Annotated in this window: 18 protein-coding genes; 9 read left to right on the forward strand and 9 right to left on the reverse strand. The window is 58.0% G+C overall.

Features of this window, described 5'->3' with window-relative positions; all coding sequences use genetic code 11:
• Nucleotides 1-8: 8 nt before the first annotated feature.
• Entirely contained in the window at nt 9-1172 is a 1164-nt protein-coding gene (locus ACR0I1_RS04145; RefSeq protein ID WP_480705098.1) for a pyridoxal phosphate-dependent aminotransferase, read from the reverse strand.
• On the opposite strand from ACR0I1_RS04145, the gene ACR0I1_RS04150 reads away from it, so the two are divergent.
• The 3 genes from ACR0I1_RS04150 to ACR0I1_RS04160 are packed head-to-tail and all read left to right on the forward strand — an operon-like array spanning nt 1171 to nt 4404.
• The gene (locus tag ACR0I1_RS04150; RefSeq protein ID WP_480705100.1) at nt 1171-2556 is read left to right on the forward strand and encodes a M48 family metalloprotease; all 1386 of its coding nucleotides are present in this window, start codon (nt 1171-1173) and stop codon (nt 2554-2556) included. The two genes, ACR0I1_RS04145 and ACR0I1_RS04150, sit on opposite strands and share 2 nt — an antisense overlap.
• Entirely contained in the window at nt 2553-3311 is a 759-nt protein-coding gene (locus ACR0I1_RS04155; protein WP_170396556.1) for a DsbA family protein, read from the forward strand. Before ACR0I1_RS04150 ends, ACR0I1_RS04155 begins: the two co-directional genes overlap by 4 nt.
• A gap of 22 nt (nt 3312-3333) precedes the next feature.
• Nucleotides 3334-4404 carry an agmatine deiminase family protein gene (locus ACR0I1_RS04160; protein ID WP_480705102.1) on the forward strand — a complete coding sequence of 357 codons (1071 nt, stop codon included), beginning with the start codon at nt 3334-3336 and terminating at the stop codon, nt 4402-4404.
• 6 nt (nt 4405-4410) lie between these two features.
• Here ACR0I1_RS04160 and ispG read toward each other — a convergent pair whose 3' ends face one another.
• The 3 genes from ispG to hemA form a co-directional block, all read right to left on the reverse strand.
• Entirely contained in the window at nt 4411-5532 is a 1122-nt protein-coding gene (ispG, locus tag ACR0I1_RS04165) for a flavodoxin-dependent (E)-4-hydroxy-3-methylbut-2-enyl-diphosphate synthase (protein WP_170396552.1), read from the reverse strand.
• A gap of 70 nt (nt 5533-5602) precedes the next feature.
• Nucleotides 5603-6817 carry a helix-turn-helix domain-containing protein gene (locus ACR0I1_RS04170; protein ID WP_480561364.1) on the reverse strand — a complete coding sequence of 405 codons (1215 nt, stop codon included), beginning with the start codon at nt 6815-6817 and terminating at the stop codon, nt 5603-5605.
• Between the two features lie 130 nt (nt 6818-6947).
• Complete coding sequence (gene hemA, locus ACR0I1_RS04175) at nt 6948-8171, reverse strand: 5-aminolevulinate synthase (protein ID WP_480705104.1); 1224 nt, start codon at nt 8169-8171, stop codon at nt 6948-6950.
• A gap of 302 nt (nt 8172-8473) precedes the next feature.
• Here hemA and ACR0I1_RS04180 point away from each other — a divergent pair, with 302 nt between their 5' ends.
• On the forward strand, nt 8474-9859 hold the full coding sequence (locus ACR0I1_RS04180) for a dipeptidase (RefSeq protein WP_480705106.1): 1386 nt from the start codon (nt 8474-8476) through the stop codon (nt 9857-9859).
• 134 nt (nt 9860-9993) lie between these two features.
• Here ACR0I1_RS04180 and lpdA read toward each other — a convergent pair whose 3' ends face one another.
• Nucleotides 9994-11388: a dihydrolipoyl dehydrogenase gene (gene lpdA / locus ACR0I1_RS04185; protein WP_170663673.1), complete on the reverse strand. Its 1395-nt coding sequence runs from the start codon at nt 11386-11388 to the stop codon at nt 9994-9996.
• Nucleotides 11389-11600: 212 nt separating this feature from the next.
• On the opposite strand from lpdA, the gene ACR0I1_RS04190 reads away from it, so the two are divergent.
• On the forward strand, nt 11601-12035 hold the full coding sequence (locus ACR0I1_RS04190; RefSeq protein WP_480705108.1) for a hypothetical protein: 435 nt from the start codon (nt 11601-11603) through the stop codon (nt 12033-12035).
• Here the strand turns inward: ACR0I1_RS04190 and ACR0I1_RS04195 are convergent.
• The 4 genes from ACR0I1_RS04195 to ACR0I1_RS04210 all read right to left on the reverse strand — a co-directional run bounded on the left by ACR0I1_RS04195 (nt 12032) and on the right by ACR0I1_RS04210 (nt 18570).
• The gene (locus tag ACR0I1_RS04195) at nt 12032-12610 is read right to left on the reverse strand and encodes a DUF924 family protein (protein ID WP_170396541.1); all 579 of its coding nucleotides are present in this window, start codon (nt 12608-12610) and stop codon (nt 12032-12034) included. The two genes, ACR0I1_RS04190 and ACR0I1_RS04195, sit on opposite strands and share 4 nt — an antisense overlap.
• 107 nt (nt 12611-12717) lie before the next feature.
• The gene (locus tag ACR0I1_RS04200; protein WP_170422201.1) at nt 12718-13989 is read right to left on the reverse strand and encodes an MFS transporter; all 1272 of its coding nucleotides are present in this window, start codon (nt 13987-13989) and stop codon (nt 12718-12720) included.
• A 106-nt stretch (nt 13990-14095) separates the two neighbouring features.
• Entirely contained in the window at nt 14096-15142 is a 1047-nt protein-coding gene (gene queA, locus ACR0I1_RS04205) for a tRNA preQ1(34) S-adenosylmethionine ribosyltransferase-isomerase QueA (RefSeq protein ID WP_480705740.1), read from the reverse strand.
• Nucleotides 15143-15186: 44 nt separating this feature from the next.
• Entirely contained in the window at nt 15187-18570 is a 3384-nt protein-coding gene (locus ACR0I1_RS04210; protein WP_480705109.1) for a YhdP family protein, read from the reverse strand.
• A gap of 68 nt (nt 18571-18638) precedes the next feature.
• Between ACR0I1_RS04210 and ACR0I1_RS04215 the strand changes: the two genes are divergently transcribed.
• The 4 genes from ACR0I1_RS04215 (at nt 18639) to ACR0I1_RS04230 (ending at nt 21998) form a co-directional block, all read left to right on the forward strand.
• Entirely contained in the window at nt 18639-19100 is a 462-nt protein-coding gene (locus ACR0I1_RS04215) for a peroxiredoxin family protein (RefSeq protein ID WP_170396533.1), read from the forward strand.
• 85 nt (nt 19101-19185) lie between these two features.
• Complete coding sequence (locus tag ACR0I1_RS04220; RefSeq protein WP_480585689.1) at nt 19186-20004, forward strand: ferritin-like domain-containing protein; 819 nt, start codon at nt 19186-19188, stop codon at nt 20002-20004.
• Nucleotides 20005-20182: 178 nt separating this feature from the next.
• Nucleotides 20183-21508 carry a DUF5930 domain-containing protein gene (locus tag ACR0I1_RS04225; RefSeq protein WP_480705111.1) on the forward strand — a complete coding sequence of 442 codons (1326 nt, stop codon included), beginning with the start codon at nt 20183-20185 and terminating at the stop codon, nt 21506-21508.
• Nucleotides 21498-21998 carry a bactofilin family protein gene (locus ACR0I1_RS04230; protein WP_170396528.1) on the forward strand — a complete coding sequence of 167 codons (501 nt, stop codon included), beginning with the start codon at nt 21498-21500 and terminating at the stop codon, nt 21996-21998. Before ACR0I1_RS04225 ends, ACR0I1_RS04230 begins: the two co-directional genes overlap by 11 nt.
• Nucleotides 21999-22014 lie beyond the last annotated feature (16 nt).

A 22014-nucleotide genomic window follows, 5' to 3' on the forward strand; every position in this document is an offset into this window, starting at 1 on the left:
TGAACGCTTTAGGCCGATTGCGGGATCGCACCCCGCTTGGCCATAAAAAGTTGTAGCCGATCCAGCCCATCCTGAATGTCTTCGGTCGATCGCGCATAGGAAAATCGCAGCGTCGTATGCCCGCGCACCGGATCGAAATCCAGCCCCGGCGTCACGGCAACCCCGGCTTTGTCGAGAATCTCGGCTGCAAATGCCCGGCTGTCATCGGTCAAGTCTGAGACATCCGCGTAAACATAAAACGCCCCATCCGGCGGTGCGATACTGGTAAAACCGGCCTTGGGCAACCCGTCCAACATCAACAGACGATTGCGGCGGTATACATCCAGATTTGCCTGCAATTCGTCGTCACAATCCATAGCTGCCAATGCGGCCACCTGACTGGCGTGAGGCGCGCAGATGAACATGTTCTGGGCAATCCGCTCAACCACCCGTACCTGATCCTCGGGCACAACCATCCAGCCAACGCGCCAGCCGGTCATCGAAAAATATTTGGAGAATGAGTTTATCACATAGCACTCATCCGTCAGCTCGAGCGCAGTGACGGCTTTGGCCTCGTATTCCAGCCCGTGATAAATCTCGTCACTGATGAACGATGCACCCTGCGCGTGCGCCGCATCGATCAGCGCCTGCATCGCCGCATGATCCAGCATTGTCCCAGTCGGGTTGGCAGGCGAGGCAACCATCAATCCCTGCAAATCAAGCCCCGTGAAATCGGCGGGCATGGGCTGCAGCCGGTTTTCCGGTGCTGTCGGCAAGTCTACCGGCACCAAACCCAATGCTTTCAGGATTTGCCTATATGAGGGATATCCCGGGGCACCAATCCCCACCCGATCACCGCTGTCGAACAGAGCGGTAAAGGCGAGCAAAAACCCGCCCGATGATCCCGGTGTGATGACCACCCGTTCTGGATTGAGATCAACGCCATACCATTCACCATACATCTGCGCGATCCGCTGACGAAGAGCGGGCAAACCCAAAGCCACCGTATACCCAAGCGGCCCTTGTTCCATGGCCTTCGCCAATGCTTCGGTTGCCCCTTTGGGTGCGCCGGTCCCCGGTTGACCTACTTCCATGTGAACGACATGCCGCCCGGCTTCTTCCGCCTTGCGCGCGGCCTCCATCACGTCCATCACGATGAAGGGATCGACCCCGGAACGGGTTGAGTTTCTCATGGCCATCTCCCATGTTGCAGCCATGGCTTTTGAACGCTTATCCCGGCTGGCGTCAATCCCGGCCGTGTTGCTGCTGGCAGTGACATGGTCGATCAGCGCCATGCAGGCCAGCGCGCAAAGCCTTATCCGCGATCCCGACATTGAACACGGGCTGCAAGAGCTCGCCTTTCCGATCCTGCGGGCCGCTGGCCTGAACACCAACCGGGTGCGCGTACTGATCGTCAATGATGGTACGTTCAATGCCTTCGTGATCGATTACAACACGATCTATATCAACTATGGCTTGATCCTAAGCGTCGATACGCCCGAGATGCTGCAAGCGGTGATCGCACACGAGGCCGCGCACATCGCCAACGGCCACTTGGCCAGACGCTCAGAGAACCTGCGCGCGGCGCAACGTAACGCGCAGCTTGGGACGCTTTTAGCACTTGCAGCCGCGGCCGCAGGTGGCGGAGAAGCTGCAGCAGGAATTGCAGCGGGCACACAAGCCTCGGCGCTGCGCAGCTTTCTGGGCCATACGCGGGCTGAAGAAGCCTCGGCGGATCGAAGTGCTGCCAGCTATTTGCGTTGGGCGGGAGTATCTCCGCGCGGGATGGTCAACCTGCACCGTAAGTTCGCGGGGCAAGAGCTGTTGAACCCCGTCAATCAAGACCCCTACATGCGCTCACACCCTACCAGCCGCGAACGTTTGCGCGCCGCCGAGGCCTTTCTGAACGAATTCGGCGACAAGGCAGAGCAAAACGCAAATGCCGATTACTGGTTCGCGCGGATCAAAGGTAAGTTGTCAGCCTTTCTTCGATCCCCGACCTGGACCATGCGTCGCGCGGGCGAAGAAAAAGATCGTGACATACGCCTGATGCGCGAGGCATCGGCCCATCATCAAAATCGCGATCTCGCCCGTGCCCGCGCCGCAATCGATGGTGCGCTGGAGATTCGCCCTGACGATCCGTTTTTTTATGAATTGAAGGGCCAGATTCTATTGGAGAACCGGCGCGTGCCCGAAGCTGTGGATGCCTACGGTGCAGCCGTTGATATGGCGCCCAACAATGCCCTGATCCTCGCCGGTTACGGACGTGCTTTGCTGGCGGATGGCAAGACGAAGAAAGCCCTGCAAGTGCTTGAAAAGGCGCGCGCACGCGACTACCGCAATGCCCGGCTGATGCGGGATCTGGGTTCTGCCTATTCGCAGGTGGGCAACAACGGAATGGCGTCTGCGGTGACTGCAGAACGCTATGCGCTGCAGGGCCGACTTGATGATGCGGGCATACATGCTAAACGGGCTGTTGCACAGCTCCCCGAAGGCTCTCCGGGTTGGCAAAGGGCACAGGATGTGTTGATTGCCTCGGAGCGCGCAAAGAAGAAGAAAAAGAGGAAACGGAAATGATCCTGAGACATGCTGCACCGGCCCTATTGGGTCTTTCCCTGATCACTGGTCCTGCGCAGGCGCTGGAACTGAACGCGATGAGCGACGCCGAGAAGGCCGAGTTTGGCGCACAAGTGCGCGAATACCTTCTGGAAAACCCCGAAGTGATCCTCGAGGCGATCAACATCCTTGAGGAACGCAATGCCGTTGCCGAGGCTCAGGCTGACAAGGAGCTTGTCGCGGCCAACGCTGACGAGCTTTTTAATGACGGTTACAGCTGGGTCGGTGGCAATCCGGACGGCGATATTACTCTGGTCGAGTTCATGGACTACCGTTGCGGTTACTGCCGGCGCGCCGTGCCCGAAGTGGCCACCCTGCTGGCCGAGGACGGCAATATCCGTCTTGTGATTAAGGAACTGCCGATCCTGGGCGATGCCTCTGTCGCGTCATCCCGCTTTGCCATCGCAACAAAACAGGTGGCGGGAGACGATGCCTATAAGCAGGTCCATGACGCTCTGCTGGAATTCAGCGGCGAGCCCTCCGAGGTGACCCTGCGCCGGATTTCAGATGGGCTGGGTCTGGACAGCGACGCGATCATCGCAGCAATGAACAGCGATGAGGTCACCGAAGAAATCGCAAAAACCCGCGATCTGGCGCAAAAGCTGCGGATTTCAGGCACACCGTCCTTTGTTCTGGGCACCGAAATGATGCGCGGGTACCTGCCCGCAGACCAAATGCTCCAGATCGCAAATGGTGTTCGGGCAGAACAGGGTTAAGTCATCACTGTGGGTTTCCAGCATGGATCGACGGAACCTCTTACTCACTGGAGGTGCGCTGAGTTTTATGGGCCTGTCTAAGCAAACCCTCGCTCAGCGCACCTCAAACTTCTTTGTACCGGCGGAAGAAGCGCCCCACGAACGCACATTTATGCAATGGCCGGTCAGCCGCAAAGTTTACCGTGACCAGATCTTTCTGGATATGGTGCAACAAACCATCGCGGAAATCGCGAACGCCATTTCCGCCTTTGAACCCGTGACGATGCTTGCGGCGGGAAAGCACCATGCGGATGCGCGTCAAAAACTCTCCTCATCAGTCGAGCTCTGGGATGTTCCAACCGAAGATTTGTGGTGCCGCGACGCAGGTCCAATCTTCGTGATCGACAATCGAGGCGGGATTGCGGTCAGTCATATCCAGTTCAACGGCTGGGGCCGGAAACAGGTGCACAAACACGATGCGCAAATCGCCAGTAAGGTTGCCGATCACCTCGGCCTACCCCTGCTTCCGTCCGGCTTGAGGGGCGAGGCCGGTGGTGTAGAACAAGACGGGCATGGGTTGATCATGGCCCATGAAAGCTCGTGGGTGAATGAGAACCGCAATCCAGACCTGTCACGCAACGAAATTGAATCCCGATTACTGGCAGCCTATGGGGCTGACCGCATGGTCTGGTCTGATGGGGTCTGGGGCGAGGATATCACCGATTACCACATCGACAGTCTGGCGCGCTTCACCGGCCCTGGGCGCGTTTTGATCAACCTGCCAGACGAGCCGGATATGGATGATCCGTTTCATGTCGCGGCCCTTGATACTCATGACCGTCTCGTCGCCGAAGGATTGCAGGTTGTGGTGATCTCTGAACCCAATAGGCGCCGAGTTAACGATCCCGAATTCGTGGCGTCTTATGCTAATTACTATGTTTGTAATGGCGGCATCGTGATGGCCCAGTTCGGAGACCGCGAAACCGATGAGATTGCACAGATGGCCCTAGCTCGTCACTACCCCGGGCGCGAGATCATTGCATTGAATGTCGACGTATTAGGCGAGCTGGGCGGCGGCATTCACTGCGCAACACAGCAAATGCCTGTTGCATAGGCCTTGTTACTCAGCAGCTTCAGCTGCCGCATCCAGCTCTGCTGCCTTCTTTTCGACCTCTTCAACGATGTGATCAATCATCTGGTCGTTTGACATCTTGTGGCTGGCTTTGCCTGCCAGATAGACCATGCCCGAGCCTGCCCCGCCACCGGTGAAACCGACATCGGTCATCAGCGCCTCACCCGGACCGTTCACGACACAGCCGATGATCGACAGGCTCATGGGTGTCTTGATGTGTTCCAAGCGATGCTCCAACGCCTCAACCGTTTTAATTACGTCAAAACCCTGTCGCGCGCAGGAGGGGCATGAGATGATGTTCACGCCGCGATGGCGCAGGCCCAGAGATTTCAGGATCTCATAGCCGACCTTGACCTCTTCCACCGGATCAGCAGACAGGCTGACGCGGATCGTGTCGCCAATGCCCATCCACAGCAGATTGCCCAGACCGATGGCCGATTTGATGGTGCCGCTGACCAGCCCTCCGGCCTCGGTGATGCCCAGATGGATGGGCGCATCCGTCGCCTCGGCAATGCCCTGATAAGCCGCCGCTGACAGGAATACGTCGCTGGCCTTCACACTGATCTTGAAATTGTGAAAGTCGTTGTCTTCGAGAATACGGATATGCTCCAACCCGCTCTCGACCATCGCTTCGGGGCACGGCTCGCCGTATTTCTCAAGCAGGTGCTTTTCCAGGCTCCCTGCGTTCACCCCGATCCGGATCGAGCAATTGTGGTCTCGCGCGGCTTTGATGACCTCTTTCACCCGTTTTTCATCGCCGATATTGCCCGGATTGATCCGTAGACAGGCCGCACCGGCCTCGGCGGATTCGATTCCGCGACGGTAGTGGAAATGAATATCAGCCACGATAGGAACAGGGCTTTCGCGCACGATCTCTTTCAGCGCTTTTGACGAGGCCTCATCCGGGACCGAGACCCGCACGATATCCGCCCCCGCCTCTGCTGCCGCCTGCACCTGTGCCACGGTCGCAGCCACGTCGGTGGTCAGCGTGTTGGTCATGGTCTGCACGGCAATCGGTGCGTCACCTCCGACGGGCACATTGCCAACCATGATCTGGCGGGATTTGCGGCGATAGATATTGCGCCAGGGGCGCACGTGATTGAGCGACATGAGGATCGATCCGGATCAGCCTGAATTGACCCTTAGATAGTTCGCCATCCCTTGGGGAGCAATGCCAAGATCACTCGGCGGGCGCTTCTGCCGCCTCGGTCTGCAACTCGGCCACCAGTTGCTTGAGTGCGCTGTTCTGATCGGCCTCAAGATCGGCAACTGCGAAGGTTTCTGCAACGGCATCTTTTGACAGAACAACACCTTTGGCCACCGTACCCGGCGCGCCCACAGGACCAAAATGTTCGCCATTCATCGAGAAATAGACCGACCCCGCAGCTCCTGCTCGCAGTTGCGGGGGTTCCTCGGTGAGCGGCACTTCAAACGTGCTGCCCTGCTCAACGGTGCCCAGAGTTCCTTCGAAAATCACGCTGCCATCGGCTGCCGTGACACGCATCCAAGCAGGGTTCACGGCCACGATCTTCAGCGTCGTTTCCAGCTTTTCAACCACTTGAGGCAAGGCCGGGCGTTCAACCGTATGAACTTCGGTCACTTTGATTTGCGGAGGTTCAGGCGCGCGGAACGTTCCGACATTGCGCGGATCAAGGGTGGAAATCGGCGCATCCCGCGCCACCAGCACCGGCACATCAAGCGCCTGCGGACGATACAGACGATCCAGCGCTTCAGAGCTTGGCACCTCGGCGCTGGCCAGTTCGGTTCCCTCGGGCCGGGCCTGTGCGGCATCCAGCGGGTCAAGGTCTGTAAGCACGACGGGGGCCTGCTCAACCGGGCTGACCTGCACCTGCTGAATGCGGTTCAAAACCGACCAGCCCCCATAACCGATGCCGCCAATGACGGCCAACAGCACCAGCGTCGATCCAATAGCACGCGGTTCAATCTGGCTGACTACGGATTCGCGGCCCGGTATATAAGGCGTACTGGGCGAGACAAACGGATCACGTCCCATCGGCCCGCGTGAGGGCACTCCACCTTGCGCCTTTTTGACCACCGACGCCTCAGCCGACATGCCATGCGCAACCTCGAAACCGCTTTCCTGACAGAAGGTCGCAAAAGTCTCATCGGGGTTCATGCCCAGATAGCGGGCATATGAACGCACATACCCGGCGATGAAGCCGGGTGTGTCAAAGGCATCGGGATCTGCATTTTCGATGGCGGCGATGTAGTTGGCTTTGATTCGCAGTTCACGCTGCACATCCAGAAGCGACTTGCCCATCGTTGCACGTTCGCCGCGCATGACATCGCCAAGCCGTACCTCATAGTCATCAAAACCCTTGGGTCTGACGTCCATGTCTTCTTCGGAATCGCGCTGTGATCTGCGCCCAATCATTCCTGCTGCCCCATCTTTGCCTGTCGCGTGTTACGCGCAAACGTCGAATCGCCCCTATAACGATTCGTCCGCTTCTTTTGTTAGCGTAAGCTTAACACGCAGCAAACTCGTTGCACACTTTAGCGTGAGGTTATCCAGCAAGTTCGGCGCGATTTAGCGCACAATGTGACCAAAGTTCGTCCATCGCCTGCACCAGACGGTTCATTTCGTCGGGTCCATGCACCGGAGATGGCGTAAACCGCAGACGTTCGGTGCCGCGCGGAACGGTCGGGAAATTGATTGGCTGCACATAGATACCATAGTCATCCAGCAGCATATCGCTCAACTTCTTGGTGTGGACTGGGTTGCCAACGATCACCGGCACAATGTGGCTGCCGTGATCAATCAGAGGCATGCCAAGCCCTTTCAGCCTCAGCTTAAGAATGCTGGCCTGGGTCTGGTGCTGCTCGCGCAGTTCAGGCGCGCGCTTGAGATAGGCCACCGAGGCTGCCGCCCCTGCCGCAACCGCAGGTGGCAGCGAGGTAGTGAAGATGAAGCCCGGCGCATAGGACCGGATGGCGTCACACATCTTGGCACTAGCCGCGATGTAGCCGCCCATGACACCATAGGCTTTGGCAAGCGTTCCGTTGATGATGTCAATGCGATGCGCCAACCGATCACGCTCGGTTACACCCCCGCCGCGGGGGCCGTACATGCCAACCGCGTGAACCTCATCAATATAGGTCAAAGCACCGAATTCATCGGCCAGATCGCAAATCTCTTCAATGGGTCCGAAATCGCCATCCATCGAATAGACCGACTCAAACGCGATCAGCTTGGGGGCTGCAGGGTCATCAGCCTCCAGCAACTCACGCAGATGTGCCACGTCATTGTGGCGGAAGATGCGTTTGGCACCCCCGTTGCGGCGCACGCCTTCGATCATCGACGCATGGTTCAGTGCATCGGAATATATAATCAGGCCGGGGAACAGTTTTGGCAGAGTGCTGAGTGTCGCGTCATTGGCGATATAGGCACTCGTGAATAGCAGTGCGGCTTCTTTGCCGTGCAAGTCCGCCAATTCAGCTTCCAGCCGTTTGTGATAGACTGTCGTGCCTGAAATGTTGCGCGTCCCGCCCGAGCCTGCGCCTGCGGCCTCCACCGCCTCGTGCATGGCCTCCAAAACAACAGGATTCTGACCCATGCCCAAATAATCATTGCCACACCACACGGTGATGTTCTGCTGCGAACCATCGGGACAAGTCCGTACCGCATACGGAAAATGACCGTTCCGACGTTCAATATCGATAAAGGTTCGATAACGTCCTTCGTCATGCAGCCTGGCAATCGCTGTATCGAGCTGAGCAGTATAGTCCAACGGACCCTCCTTGGATGCCCGGTTATTGTAGCCCCGGGCGACTTTTTTCGCCACTTCACAAGCCGGGCTGGAAGTATGGCGTCGCGTTCATCTGTCCAACTGGCCTACAGCCGAACAGCCGAACCCAACTTTGATTTGCATCAAATAACGCCAAACGCCTAAACCGACAAGCAAAGTTACGACCACAAGACGCGAGGAAACGCCGCAGGCCTTTCCCCCAGATCCAGCACAGAAACCTGCTGGACGGTACCGCCCATGCTGATAGGCTCTGCCCAATTTCAAGACCTTCCCAGGAGACCCCTATGTCGCTTGACGCTGTACTGAGCCGGATCGACGCCGATCTGACCACCTCCATCGACCGCCTGATGGAGTTTCTGCGCATTCCCTCCATCTCGACTGACCCGGCCTTCAAGGACCAAGTCGACCTGGCTGCCGATTGGCTGGTGGCGGATCTGAAAAGTATCGGTATTGCAGCCGAAAAGCGCGAAACTCCGGGACATCCCATGGTCGTTGGCCATGTCGGTGAGGACAGCGGTGGGCCGCATGTTCTGTTCTATGGGCACTATGATGTGCAACCTGTCGATCCGCTGGAGCTGTGGACACGCGATCCTTTCGATCCGGCTTTGGAAGACACTCCACACGGACAGGTGATACGCGGGCGCGGCGCTTCTGACGACAAAGGCCAACTGATGACCTTCGTCGAGGCCTGCCGCGCCTGGAAAGCAGTGCATGGCACCCTGCCCTGCCGCATCACGTTTTTCTTCGAAGGTGAGGAAGAATCCGGGTCGCCCTCGCTCGTGCCATTTCTCAAAGCAAACAAATCCGAGCTTCAGGCGGATCTCGCGCTGGTCTGTGATACTTCGATGGTGTCGCGGGGGGTGCCTTCGATAGCGTCGCAATTGCGCGGCATGCTCAAGGATGAATTCACAATCATCGGTCCCCGCATCGACCTGCATTCGGGCCACTATGGCGGGCCGGGTCTGAACCCGCTGCGGGAACTGTCGCGCATCGTCGCATCCTTCTATGATGAAGAAACCGGCCGCGTCGCAGTCGAAGGTTTTTACGAAGGCGTACACGAAGTCCCGGCCGAGCAGTTGCGCCAATGGGAGAATTGCGGGTTCGATGAAGCGGAATACCTGAATTCGGTTGGCTATACCGAGCCGCACGGTGAAACAGGCTATTCCACGCTGGAACAACAATGGGCGCGACCCACGCTCGAAGTGAATGGCCTTTGGGGAGGTTACAACGGCGCGGGATCCAAAACCGTTATCCCGTCCGAGGCACATTGCAAGATCACCTGCCGCCTGGTCGGCGACATGGACCCGGACGCGCTCCGCAAAAGGATCCGCAAACATGTCGAAGAGCGCCTGTCTACGGATGCAAAAGTGGTCTGGGACAGTGATCTCGAAGGCTCTCCTGCTTCGGTGATGAACCTTAGCCGCCCAGAATTCGAAGCGGCCCGCAGAGCACTTTCGGACGAGTGGAATCGCGAGGCCGTTTTCACCGGGATGGGCGGATCAATCCCGGTGGTTGGATATTTCAATACAGTGTTGGGGCTGGATTCGATGCTGGTTGGGTATGCCAATGACGATGATGCCATCCACTCGCCGAACGAGAAATACGACGTCAAAAGCTTCCACAAAGGCATCCGCTCGTGGGCCCGTATATTGGAAGCAATAAATAAATGAGGATCCTTTGCGAGGCTCTGCCTCGCGCTCCGAGGTATTTTCGGCCAGATGAAGTACGGATCCCCTGCTTCATCTGGCTATAAATATCTCGGGGGAGTCGCGGCTTGCCGCGGCGGGGGCAGAGCCCCCTGTCCTTACATGTGGATCACGCGTCCATAGGCATCCAGCACGCTTTCATGCATCATTTCAGACAGCGTCGGATGCGGGAAGACGGTGTTCATCAGGTCTTCTTCAGTGGTTTCCAACTGGCGACCGACCACATAGCCCTGAATAAGCTCTGTGACTTCGGCACCGATCATGTGTGCACCTAGCAGTTCCCCAGTCTTGGCATCGAAGACGGTCTTGATCAGTCCCTCGGGCTCACCAAGCGCGATGGCCTTGCCGTTGCCGATGAACGGGAAGCGTCCGACCTTGATCTCATAGCCCAGCTCTTTGGCCTTGGCTTCGCTATACCCAACCGAAGCGACCTGAGGCTGGCAATAAGTGCAGCCCGCGATGCTTTCAGGCTTGACCGGATGTGCGTGTTTGCCCGCGATCAGCTCAGCTACCATCACGCCTTCGTGGCTGGCTTTGTGTGCCAGCCAGGGCGCCCCGGCGATATCACCTATTGCGTAAAGCCCGTCTACCCCAGTGCGGCAGTATTCATCGGTGACCACGTGCGTGCGGTCGATCTTCACACCCAAGGCTTCAAGCCCGAGGTTTTCCACATTGCCGACGATGCCCACGGCCGAGATCACCGTGTCAAAATCGTGTTTCTCAACCTTGCCTTTCACCTCGATATGCGCAGTCACCTTGCCCTTGGCGCGGTCCAATTGTTTAACCATCGCCTTTTCCATGATGGTCATGCCCTGCTTGGTGAAAGCTTTCTTGGCAAATGCACTGATCTCGGCATCTTCTACAGGCAGCACTCGATCCATCACCTCGACCACGGTCGTGTCCGCGCCCAACGTGTTATAGAAGCTGGCGAATTCGATCCCGATCGCACCCGAGCCGATGACCAGCAGTTTCTTGGGCATCCGCGGCGGTTGCAGCGCGTGTTTGTACGTCCAGACCAGATCGCCATCCGCTTCAAGGCCCGGCAGTTCGCGCGCCCGGGCACCGGTGGCCAGAACGATATTCTTCGCGGTTAGGTCTTCCGTGCCTTTGTCTGTTTTGACGCTGACCTTGCCCTTGGCGGGGATCGATGCCTCGCCCATGACAACAGCGACTTTGTTCTTTTTCAGCAGATGACCTATACCGCCGGACAACTGCGCGGCAACACCGCGCGAGCGCTTCACAACCGCATCCAGATCGTAGCCGACCTTGTCGGCTTTCAAGCCAAAATCCTTGGCACGCTCCATCAGGTGAAACACTTCCGATGACCGCAGTAGTGCCTTTGTCGGGATACAACCCCAGTTCAGGCAGATACCACCCAGATGCTCGCGCTCGACAACAGCGGTCTTCAGGCCCAGTTGCGCCGCGCGAATAGCGGCTACATAGCCACCGGGGCCAGCCCCGATTACGATCAGATCATAAGATTGTGCAGCCATGTTTCCCTCTCGGCACAGGTCAGTTCAAAAACTAGTTTACCGTTAAACTATTTTTTACAACGCATCAACATCAGAGCCCGCGACATATGTGACGCGGGGTCAAATCAGGTATTTGGGGCTGAATTCAGCCTATACCCACGTTACCGCAAAGGCTAGAACTGACGAATATGCACTACCAGTTTTTGACCTTCCCGATTTTCGAAAGGCGTATCATGGCTAAAACGCTCAAAGATTTACTGCTCGCTCTTTTGAACGCGACATTGATATTGTTGGCTTTATGCCTGTTTCTGGGGTGGAAACTTGCGCAGTCTGTCGATCAGATCCGGGTCGGGTTTGCTGAGAACCTGCAGGTCGTGGCGCCGCTACGAGATCAGGCGCAGGGAATTCGTGGGGAACTGGCCGCGTTGCGCAGCGATCTTGCAACCCTTAGCAGTCAGGGCACGCAACTCGATGCGGTCACGCGCCAACAGCTGAATGCGGCATTGCGACGTTTGGGTGATCTGGAGGGGAAGCTGGAAGACACTCAGACCCGATTGGCGGGCCTGGTCGAAAAACCAGAAGACTTGATCGAGTATGCCATCACGACATCCGCCGACACTGTCACCGACCGCCTTCTGATCCTAAAAGGCTGTGAGCCCACGACCTAGGTCGCGGCCTGCAACTCGCGCACAGTCGAACCATATCCGCCATTACTGACATATGCGGCTTCGTGTTCAGTGGTCGCGCGTTCCAGCGCATCGTTTCGATACGGGAAACGACCGAACTTGCGGATCACTTCACGATGAGCGCGCGCATGAAGCAGATTGCTCTCGCCGCCTTCCGGCATCCGTTCGATCATAAGGCGCACACAGCGCTCCTGATCGCACAGATTTTCCGAATGCATCATCGGCAAATAAAAGAACTGCCGCGCCGGTTCGTCGATCTTAAGATCCCAGCCTTTGTCGACCGCGCATTTCGCTGCAGCCAGTGCTGCCCGATCCGATGCAAAGGCCTGTTTGCTTCCTCGGAACATGTTGCGAGGCAACTGATCCATAAGAATAATATAGGCCAGCGAACCGCTAGGATAGGTCAGCCAAAGCGAGAATTTACCCTCACACGCGGCTTCCCATGTTGAAAGAAATTTATCCCGGATCCGCGCATCCAGCGCTTCATCCTGCAGGTACCACCCCTCGGGGCCAACCTCATCTAACCAAAAACTCAATACTTCTTCAGGACCTACCATTGCCCTAGACTCCGTAATTGCCCTCCCCAGGACGTAACGTCATTAAAATCACTTTTACAGATTTGTGACAGTAACATATTGCAACACAAAAGTCACATTTCCGGCGCTCAGGCGGGTTCTTGCGTATCCTGCTCGTCCTGGGCTGCCTCAATGGCGACCTCTTGCGCAACTTCCAGAGCAACGGGCGAAGATGTCGGGTAAATCGGGGCAATCGATCCGGTTTCATCCACGGGTTTGTAGACGCGCTGGGTCATACGATAGGCCGCATAGGCGGCCATGATGAACATCAGCGCCGCGATGAACAGGAAAAAGCCTTGTGGGCCGAGCACGCCAGCCCCCATTAGCCAACCGGTGATAATTGGACCTGCGATAGCGCCCAAGCCGTTAATAAAAACCAGGCCGCCCGAAGCCGCCGACATATCGTCATACTCCAAGTAGTCATTGGTATACGCGATCAACAGAGAATAGAGCGGGCTTGTCATGCCGCCGATGATAAAGGCAGCTACGAGAAGCATGGTGAAAGTGACGCCCAGTATCATGCCTATCACGGCGCCTACCCCACCAACAGCGGCCACCAGCATGATCAGCAGACGGCGGTCCATTCTGTCGGACATCCAGCCCAACGGATATTGCAGGACTACGGCGCCGATATAAAACACCGCTACGAAGGTCGAAATCTCGACCAGACTCAATCCAACCTGGGCGCCATAAACGGCGCTCATCCCGAATTGCGCTGAAAATATCCCGCCAAGCAAGAACATGCCGACGCAGCCCAGCGGCGATGTTTCCATCAGCTGGCGCAATGTCATCGGTTTGGTGGTATCGAACGCCGGGGTCGGAGAAATGGACAGCAGGATAGGCGCAAATGAGATCGAAACCAGTATAGAAGCGATGACAAAGGTCTCATATCCTGCCGGGTCGCCGACCAGCAACAAGGCCTGGGCACTCACCACACCTGTCATCTGCACCATCATATAAAGCGACAGCGCCTGCCCTCGGTTCTCGTTGTTTGCGGCATTGTTCAGCCAGCTTTCCGCGGTCACATACACGCCCGAAAAACAGAACCCGATAATCACGCGGCCAATCGACCATGCAATTGGATCGGTCAGCATCGGATACATGATCATGACCGCCGAGATAAACGAGGCCAGCGCCGCAAACACGCGCACGTGCCCGACGCGGCGGATCATTTCAGGTGCCAGACGCGAGCCGCCAAGGAACCCAAGGAAATAGGCCGACATCACAAAGGACATCTCTAGAGTCGAGAATCCCTCGATTTCTCCACGCACCCCCAGCAACGTGCCCTGCAGGCCGTTGCCGACCATCAGCAACCCCATTCCCAGAAGAAGCGCCCAAGCGCTGGAAAGAACCTGAAGCATTCTGCCTATCCAAAATTGCCGGTGTGTTTTGTCCGCTTTGCCGTCAATGACGAAGCACGTCGCGCTTGTCTACGACATTGTAAGGGCGCAGATGGCCAAGATACGACTATGGTATCAGCAGAGACGCGTCGCCGTATGAGAAAAAGCGATATTCTTCTGCGATAGCGTGGTCATAGACCGACTTGATCCGATCCTGCCCAATCAACGCCGAAACCAGCATCAGCAATGTGGATTTCGGCAGGTGGAAGTTGGTCATCAGCGCATCAGTGACGTGAAATTCAAAACCTGGGTATATGAAGATATCGGTCTCGCCTTCCCACGGCGCGATCCGGCCGCAGCGTGCCGCGCTTTCGATCAGTCGAAGGGCGGTTGTGCCCACCGGGATAACGCGCCCGCCCGCTTCTTTGGTCGCCGCAATCTCGGCAGCGGCCTGCGCGCTGACCCGTCCCCATTCGGCGTGCATCTTGTGGGAGGTCACGTCTTCCACTTTGACCGGCAGAAATGTGCCTGCCCCCACATGCAGCGTGACATGCGTGAACTCGACACCGCGCTCCGATAGCGCCTGCAAAAGCGCATCATCAAAATGCAAGGACGCGGTTGGGGCCGCTACGGCTCCGGAGTTTCGCGCCCACACAGTTTGGTAGTCGGTCTTGTCCTGTTCATCCGCTGCACGTTTCGCTGCGATGTAGGGAGGCAACGGCATCGCGCCGGCCTGCTCCAACGCTTGATCGAAATCCTCTCCGGTCAGGTTAAAGCGCAGATAGGCTTGGCCATCGGCAACTCGGTCCAGGGTTGCGCTCAGATCGTCTGAGAATACGATCTCTTCGCCCGGTTTGATCTTCTTAAGCGGCTTGATCAGCGCGGCCCAACAACCATCAGATTGCGGGTCCAGCAATGTCGCCTCAATCGCGGCAGATACCGGCCCTTGCGCGCTGTCACGGTGGCGGCGACCGCTGAGGCGAGCGGGAATGACGCGGGTGTCGTTCAGCACCAGACGGTCCCCGGGCTGCAATATGTCCGGCAGATCGAACACGCGCCGGTCCTGAACAGCATCACCCTGCGCAAGCAGCAGTCGCGCGGACGAGCGCGGGCTGGCGGGACGCATGGCAATCAGGTGTTCGGGCAGGTGGAAGTCAAAGTCGCTGAGTTTCATGGCCGCGCCATACATCGGCCCGACAGATTCGGCCACAGCTCAGATCAGCGATCCTCGCCACGTGTCTGGAAGGCGGGATTGGGTTCGCCAGATCGATCCGGTGTGGCATTCGGGCCATCCGAGACCGTTGGCGCAGGCTCGCGCAACAGGTTGCGCAGAAACAGAGGTGCGAGACCAGACAGAGGATTGACCGAAACTTGCGGGTCGGACAGCGGTCCGGATAAAGTGTAGTTGAAGGCAAAGATACCTTCCCCCTTTTTGGTCAGAACGCTGCCAATTGCATTGACCAGATAGATCGGTGAAATCGCGCCGCGCAGGTTCAGCATCCCGGCTACAGTGTCGACCGTACCATCAAAGGACAGCCCCATTGATGGCCCCACGGCACTACCGCTCAGCACCTTCACCTCGGTCGGAGTGATACGCATTTTGCTGTCGATGGCTGCGAAGAAAATACCTTGCCCCGCCATTTCATCCAGCAACCCCACCAGACTGATCGCGTTCAATATCGCTGCCATGGCCGGGGCGTCCGTGATCCGCGTATTTTTGATTTTCAGGTCGACGTCATAGTTTCCAGGCTCCGCGATCGGATCCAGCTGCAATTGCATTGTTCCACCGCGTGCCTGCGTCAGAACCCCCGCTGATCGCAGAACTGCCCCCGCATCGTCCGAGGTTAGACCAACCGCAGATCGGGACGCGCGCGGGGTGACCTGTCCGCGGATCGCTGCACCGCCATTGACTTGCGACGCAAAGTTGCCGGTCAGTCCGCCAGTGGTTTGAAACGAGCCAGTCAACCCGGTCAACGCAACGGATTCAGTGACTTGTAGTCGGTCCAGCTTCACATCCAGCTTTGGCCCGGGCCCGGCAGCACCACTGCTGCTGCCTCCCTCGCCGATGGTGGATTTTCCCAGATCAAGGACGCCGCCCAACACACGGATATCCGGCAGCGCGGCGCCACGCCCAATCAATTCCGCCGGAACTGCAAGCCAGTCGCCCAGTTCGAACGTGCTGAACCGTACCCTTTCGAACCCGCCATCCCGGAACGAGATCGCTGCAGTTGTCCGTAGACCAGCAGCGTTGATCCGAAGGGAATCGACACTTAGCTGAGCGCCCAGCGTGGCCTCGGCAGTCAGAGAGCCGCCAGTGCTGGCTGATTTGCGCCATCCAAGCTCAGGGATCGCCAACGCGACGCCAACCAAATCGGACTGTGCCGATAAGCGCGGGGGCTCACCCGCACCAAGACTCAGGCTGAAATCGGCGATCCCCTCTCCGGTCAACATGCCGCGCGGCAGTCCGGCATTGATTTGTTCCATCAGACGCGGGGAGAGTTCGATTTGACCTGTCAGTTCGCTTTGCTGCGGGGTTTCGCCTCCGATCGGCTGCCGCCAAAGCGCTTCAACCGGTACGACACCAAACAGCCCCTCGCCCTGGATGGCCACTTGCGTCTGGTCGCCGTTCAGGTCCAATCGGTCTGCGCTGACTTCAAATCCGGGTACCAGCTTGCTGCTGTCCAAATTCGACAACTCGCCAATGAAATGGAACCTGGTATCTTCCAGCTTCAGGCCCTTGATCAGCGGCAAGGAAAGCGTTCCACTCAGACTGACCTGACCGTCGGCCAGATCCACCGGCAGATTGGCCTTGGTCAACAGTTGCAGCGGCGGGCGGTCCAGCAATGACATGGCTGCGGTTACACTGCCGCTGGCCTTAATCCGCGCAATGGCCGGGGTGGTTTTTTTGATGCCGGTATCGGGGATGATGAACGAGGTGCCCGAGGCATCAACGGTACCTCCTTCATCCGCGATCACAATCCCCTTTTGCGCCGAGACGGTAAAGCGCCGGTTGAGCAGGCTGGCCTGTCCCTGCGCGTCTTGGATGGTTGGCAACGTCTTGGCGAACCGTATCTCGGTCTTGTCGAATTCGAAATCCGCATAGATGTCCGGCTTTTCTCCGGGCCGCAAACGCAGGGCGAAATCCAGATCGGACATTTCTCCGTGATAGAGGTTATCGGTGACCCAAAGGCGCGGTTTCGGGGCAAGTCGTTCGGGCCAGTAGTTCAACAGCTGATCAGAGCTCATCCGATCAATCTGTGCATCAATGGCTGCGACCCAGCCGTCGGTCAAACCAGCCAGAGACCCGCTGAGCCGTGCGCGATGTGCACCGTCTTCAACCGTCATTTGCCCCAGCTGTATACGGAACGGCGCAAGTTTCATCTGGAAATCAACATCGGCCCGCGTCAGATTCAGTGCTTCGGGGAACAGATTGGCCGGGTTGATCTCAATCCCGCTGAGGCGGAACTGCCCCGACATACTGTCCAACCCGCCAGCTTTGACCCCATGTAGAAAGGCCTTGCCATCTGCCTGCACCGTACCCCAGGCAGACTGGATCGAGACTTCATTGAAATCCAGCGCCTGTTGTTTTGGGTCGTAGGTAAAATACGTCCGCGCCGCGTCGAATTTGATCGGTGTTGTTTCAGGCGTGGGCTGCACGGCGCCTGCACCCAGATTCAACGTGGCAAAGACCGGCCCCAGCGCGCCCTCAGTATCAATGCCACCCCTCAAAGCACCTGAGATCGGTGTGCGAAGTACCTGCATCCATGCCAGCGCCGGGCTGTGGCCTGCGATATCCTCGGCGGGAAGATCGGTGATCGAGATGCCGAACTGCGCAGCGGGACTGCCCAGCAAACTGGTATAGTTGGCCTCGATCGTGCTGACATAATCGCGACCGGCCAGCACCGAGAAATTGGTGGCCAGACGAACCTCACCCGCGCTGCGGTTGGCCTGAATACGCCCGCCGTCCAGCACCCAGGACCGGCCCAACCGCAGGTCCTGATAGTCCAGCGTAATTGCATCCAGTTCGACCGAGGTCAGGGCTGACAAAATAGGTGCCTGGAACACCTCGTCCGATGATTCAATCAGCTGCGCCAGGTTCCGGGCCTGACCGACCGGCGCACTTCCGGCACCGACCGTCAGCGACAGCGCTCCATCGACACCCCGTGTCAGTGCAATCTGCGCGCCTTGCAATATGATCCGCTTCGGGCGCAAATGCCCGCGCAACAGCGGGCGCATCGACAGGCTGGCCCGCAGGTCGGACACTTCGGCAATCTGCCGTCCGTCCGCATCGCTGATACGAACATCGGTCAGTCGCAATCGCGGACGCCAGCCTTCATGAATGATGAAACTGACATCGCCGAACCGAACTTTGACGCCACCCAATGTCTGATCAAGGCGCGCCTCGACCCGGTCGCGCAACCAATCCGGCGCGTGCATGCGCTGGCCGACAACCATAAAGCCGGTGACCAGTGCCAGAAATCCAAGGATGAAGACACCGCGCAATGTCCACAGCCCTGCGGTCCGACGCCGCGACCGACGGCGGGGTTTCTTATCCGCCTTCGTGTCATCCTGCTGTTCTTGCTGGACCAATTTGCGTCTCACGCCTTTCAACCTGTCAACGGAGCCCTATGATATGCGGCAACCGTTAATTTCTCAGCCGGAGTTTGAATATGCCCGAAGTCTCAGACATCGCACCCGACTTTACACTGCCTCGCGACGGCGGCGGCGAGGTGACCCTGTCGGAACAGCGTGGCCGCGCGGTCGTTCTGTTTTTCTATCCCCGCGATGATACGCCGGGCTGCACCAAGGAATCCATCGGTTTCTCGGAACAACTACAAGCCTTTGCGGATGCGGGTGCTAACGTTTTCGGCATCTCGCGCGATACCGTGGCAAAGCATGACAAATTTGTCGCCAAGCACGGCCTTACGACGCCGCTTTTGTCCGATGAGGGTCAGAGCGTGTGCGAAGATTATGGCGTCTGGGTCGAAAAGAACATGTACGGACGCAAATCCATGGGGATCGAACGCTCGACCTTTCTGATTGATGCGGATGGAAAAATCGCCCGTGTCTGGCGCAAGGTGAAAGTGCCGGGTCATGTGGACGAAGTGTTGGAGGCCGCACGCGCGCTCTAGCCCTCTCGACCCGCGCGGGCATCAAGGGTATGACCCGCGCGGAGTGCAGCGTAAGGGGGCAAGCGTGTCAAAAACACTGACCGAAATGGCGACCGAGGTTTTGACCACATCAGTCGGTCGCGAGAAAACCGCCCTGTCCAAACGATACGCCGCTGCCTGGTTCGCAGCCCGGCAGGGCGACGCGCCCAAGATCGAAGTGGGCACCGCAAAGCCACCGCTATACCCTGCGCGACCTGAAAAGCCCGAACTGTTGTCGCCTCGTGATGTACCGCGCCGAAGGGCTGGGTCCGAGGCCGGCCGCATCGCACTGTTGCACGCTGTCGCTCATATAGAGTTGAACGCCGTTGATCTGCATTGGGATATCATCGCGCGCTTTGGCCATGTGCCCATGCCCATCGGCTTCTATGACGATTGGGTGAAATGCGCCGAAGAAGAATCGCGCCATTTTGAGATGGTCTGCGACTGCCTCGAACAGATGGGCAGCCACTATGGCGCCCTGCCCGCCCATGCAGGCATGTGGCGCGCCGCCGAGGACACCGCACAGGATCTTATGGGTCGTCTTGCCGTCGTCCCAATGGTGCTTGAGGCACGTGGGTTGGACGTGACCCCCGGAATGGTCGACATTTTCCGCAAGGCCAAGGCTGACGACGCAGTCGCTGCACTGGAAGTGATTTATGCCGAGGAAGTTGGTCACGTCGCCTATGGCTCGAAATGGTTCCACTTCTTGTGCGGGCGCGAGAATGCCGACCCCAAGGATGTATTCCACGCCCTCGTCCGCCGCTATTTCCACGGCGCGCTGAAACCACCATTTAACGAAGAGAAACGGGCCGAGGCCGGACTGCCGCCAGATTTCTATTGGCCCCTGACCGAAGACCTGCCACCACCCGGAGTTGTGTCGGACTGACAGCAAATGCTCGCTATCGGCAAGTTCTCGCCGATCACGTGCGGTAATTCTCCGTTCATAGCTCTTGATTGGTTAACAAACTTGCCCGAATGCCTCGACCGCTTTATGCAATCGCGTCAAGGAGCGGCTACTCACTCACGACCGGCTCCGAGATATGGGGACAATTGAGGTAGGACGCGTGCGGACACGTCTGGCAATTAAACTACACTCACTGCTCGAGCGGCACTTTCCAGAGCGCCGTGTTTTTCTGAAATCTGACAACGACACACGGTTCATCCGACTGAGTTCTGAAACTCAGATCGCTGCAGTCGCCGGTGTGTCGGTGATGGTCGCCTGGACCGCGATTGCCACGTCAGTTCTGTTGATGGACAGCATCGGATCGGGCAATTTCCGGGAACAGGCCAAGCGCGATCAGGCTACGTATCAAGAACGTCTGAACATCCTGTCGGAAGAGCGCGATGCGCGTGCGGCCGAAGCGCTGGCTGCACATGACAGGTTTAACGCAGCTCTGGAACAGATTTCGGTCATGCAGTCCGAATTGCTGGAATCCGAAAACCGCCGGCGCGAGTTGGAAACCGGCATCGAGGTGATCCAAACCACGCTGCGTGCCACTATGAAGCAACGCGAAGACGCGCGGACCAAACTGGCCGAACTGCAACCCAGCAATGATGCGGACGCGGCTTATGCGATGGCATCGGCAAACCCGGAACATATGGCATTTATGACCGATGCCCTGGCCCGGACCGCGGCGCAGCGCGACCAGATCGCCGCCGATGCGCAAGGCGCGTTGGACCAGCGTGACGAGCTCGAGCTTGAAATCCGCCTGATGCAGGAGCGCAGCGACGAGATTTTCCGCCAGTTGGAAGAGGCGATGCTGATCTCAGTCGAACCTCTCGACAAGATGTTCCGCAGCGCGGGCATGCCAACAGATCGTATCCTCGACGAAGTTCGGCGCGGATATAGCGGTATGGGCGGTCCGCTGACCCCTTTATCCTTCAGCACCCGCGGTGAGGAGCTGAGCCCCGACCAGATCCGCGCCAATATCCTGCTGGAACAGATGGACCAGCTGAACCTCTATCGCATCGCTGCGGAAAAGGCCCCCTTCGCCAGCCCGGTGCGCGCCGCTGTCCGTTATACCAGTGGCTACGGAACCCGCCGCGACCCTAAAACCGGCGGGCGCCGCATGCATAATGGCGCCGATTTCGCCGGCCCCTCGGGCACCGATATCTTCGCGACTGCTGATGGTGTTGTCACTCATGCAGGCTGGCAATCGGGTTTCGGACGGCTGGTAAAGATCAAGCACGCCTTTGGGATTGAGACACTTTACGCTCATAACACCAAGGTACGCGTAAAGGTTGGTCAAAGGGTCTCGCGCGGGGATCATATAGCTGATATGGGTAGCACCGGACGGTCGACCGGCACACACCTGCACTACGAGGTCCGTGTGAACGGAAAACCTGTTAACCCAATGACTTACATCAAGGCTGCGAGAAATGTTTTCTAAGAGCAAAATCAACGAACCCGGATCGAAAGAGACTGAGGCAGCAAAACCAGCCGCTCCGGCCACTCCGGCAACACCTGCACCGGCTGAAACAAAGGCCAGCACCCCTCCCAAGCCCAAGCCACCCGCATCGGTGCTGTCCTCGGATTTGCACATCACCGGTAACATCAAGACCTCGGGCGATATCCAGGTCGAGGGCACCGTCGAAGGAGACATCCGCGCCCATCTGCTGACCATCGGCGAGACTGCCACCATCAAGGGCGAAGTCACTGCAGATGACGTAGTGGTCAACGGCCGTATCGTGGGCCGCGTCCGCGGCCTGAAGGTCCGCCTGACCTCGACCGCCCGCGTCGAAGGTGACATCATCCACAAGACCATCGCCATTGAAAGCGGTGCGCATTTCGAAGGTTCGGTGCAGCGTCAGGACGACCCGCTGAACCCGGGCCGCAGCGGCAAATCGGGTGCCAACCCGGCGGCGGAAGTGAAGCAGTAAACACTTATCGGCAAGA

The organism is Ruegeria sp. B11, from assembly GCF_056539785.1.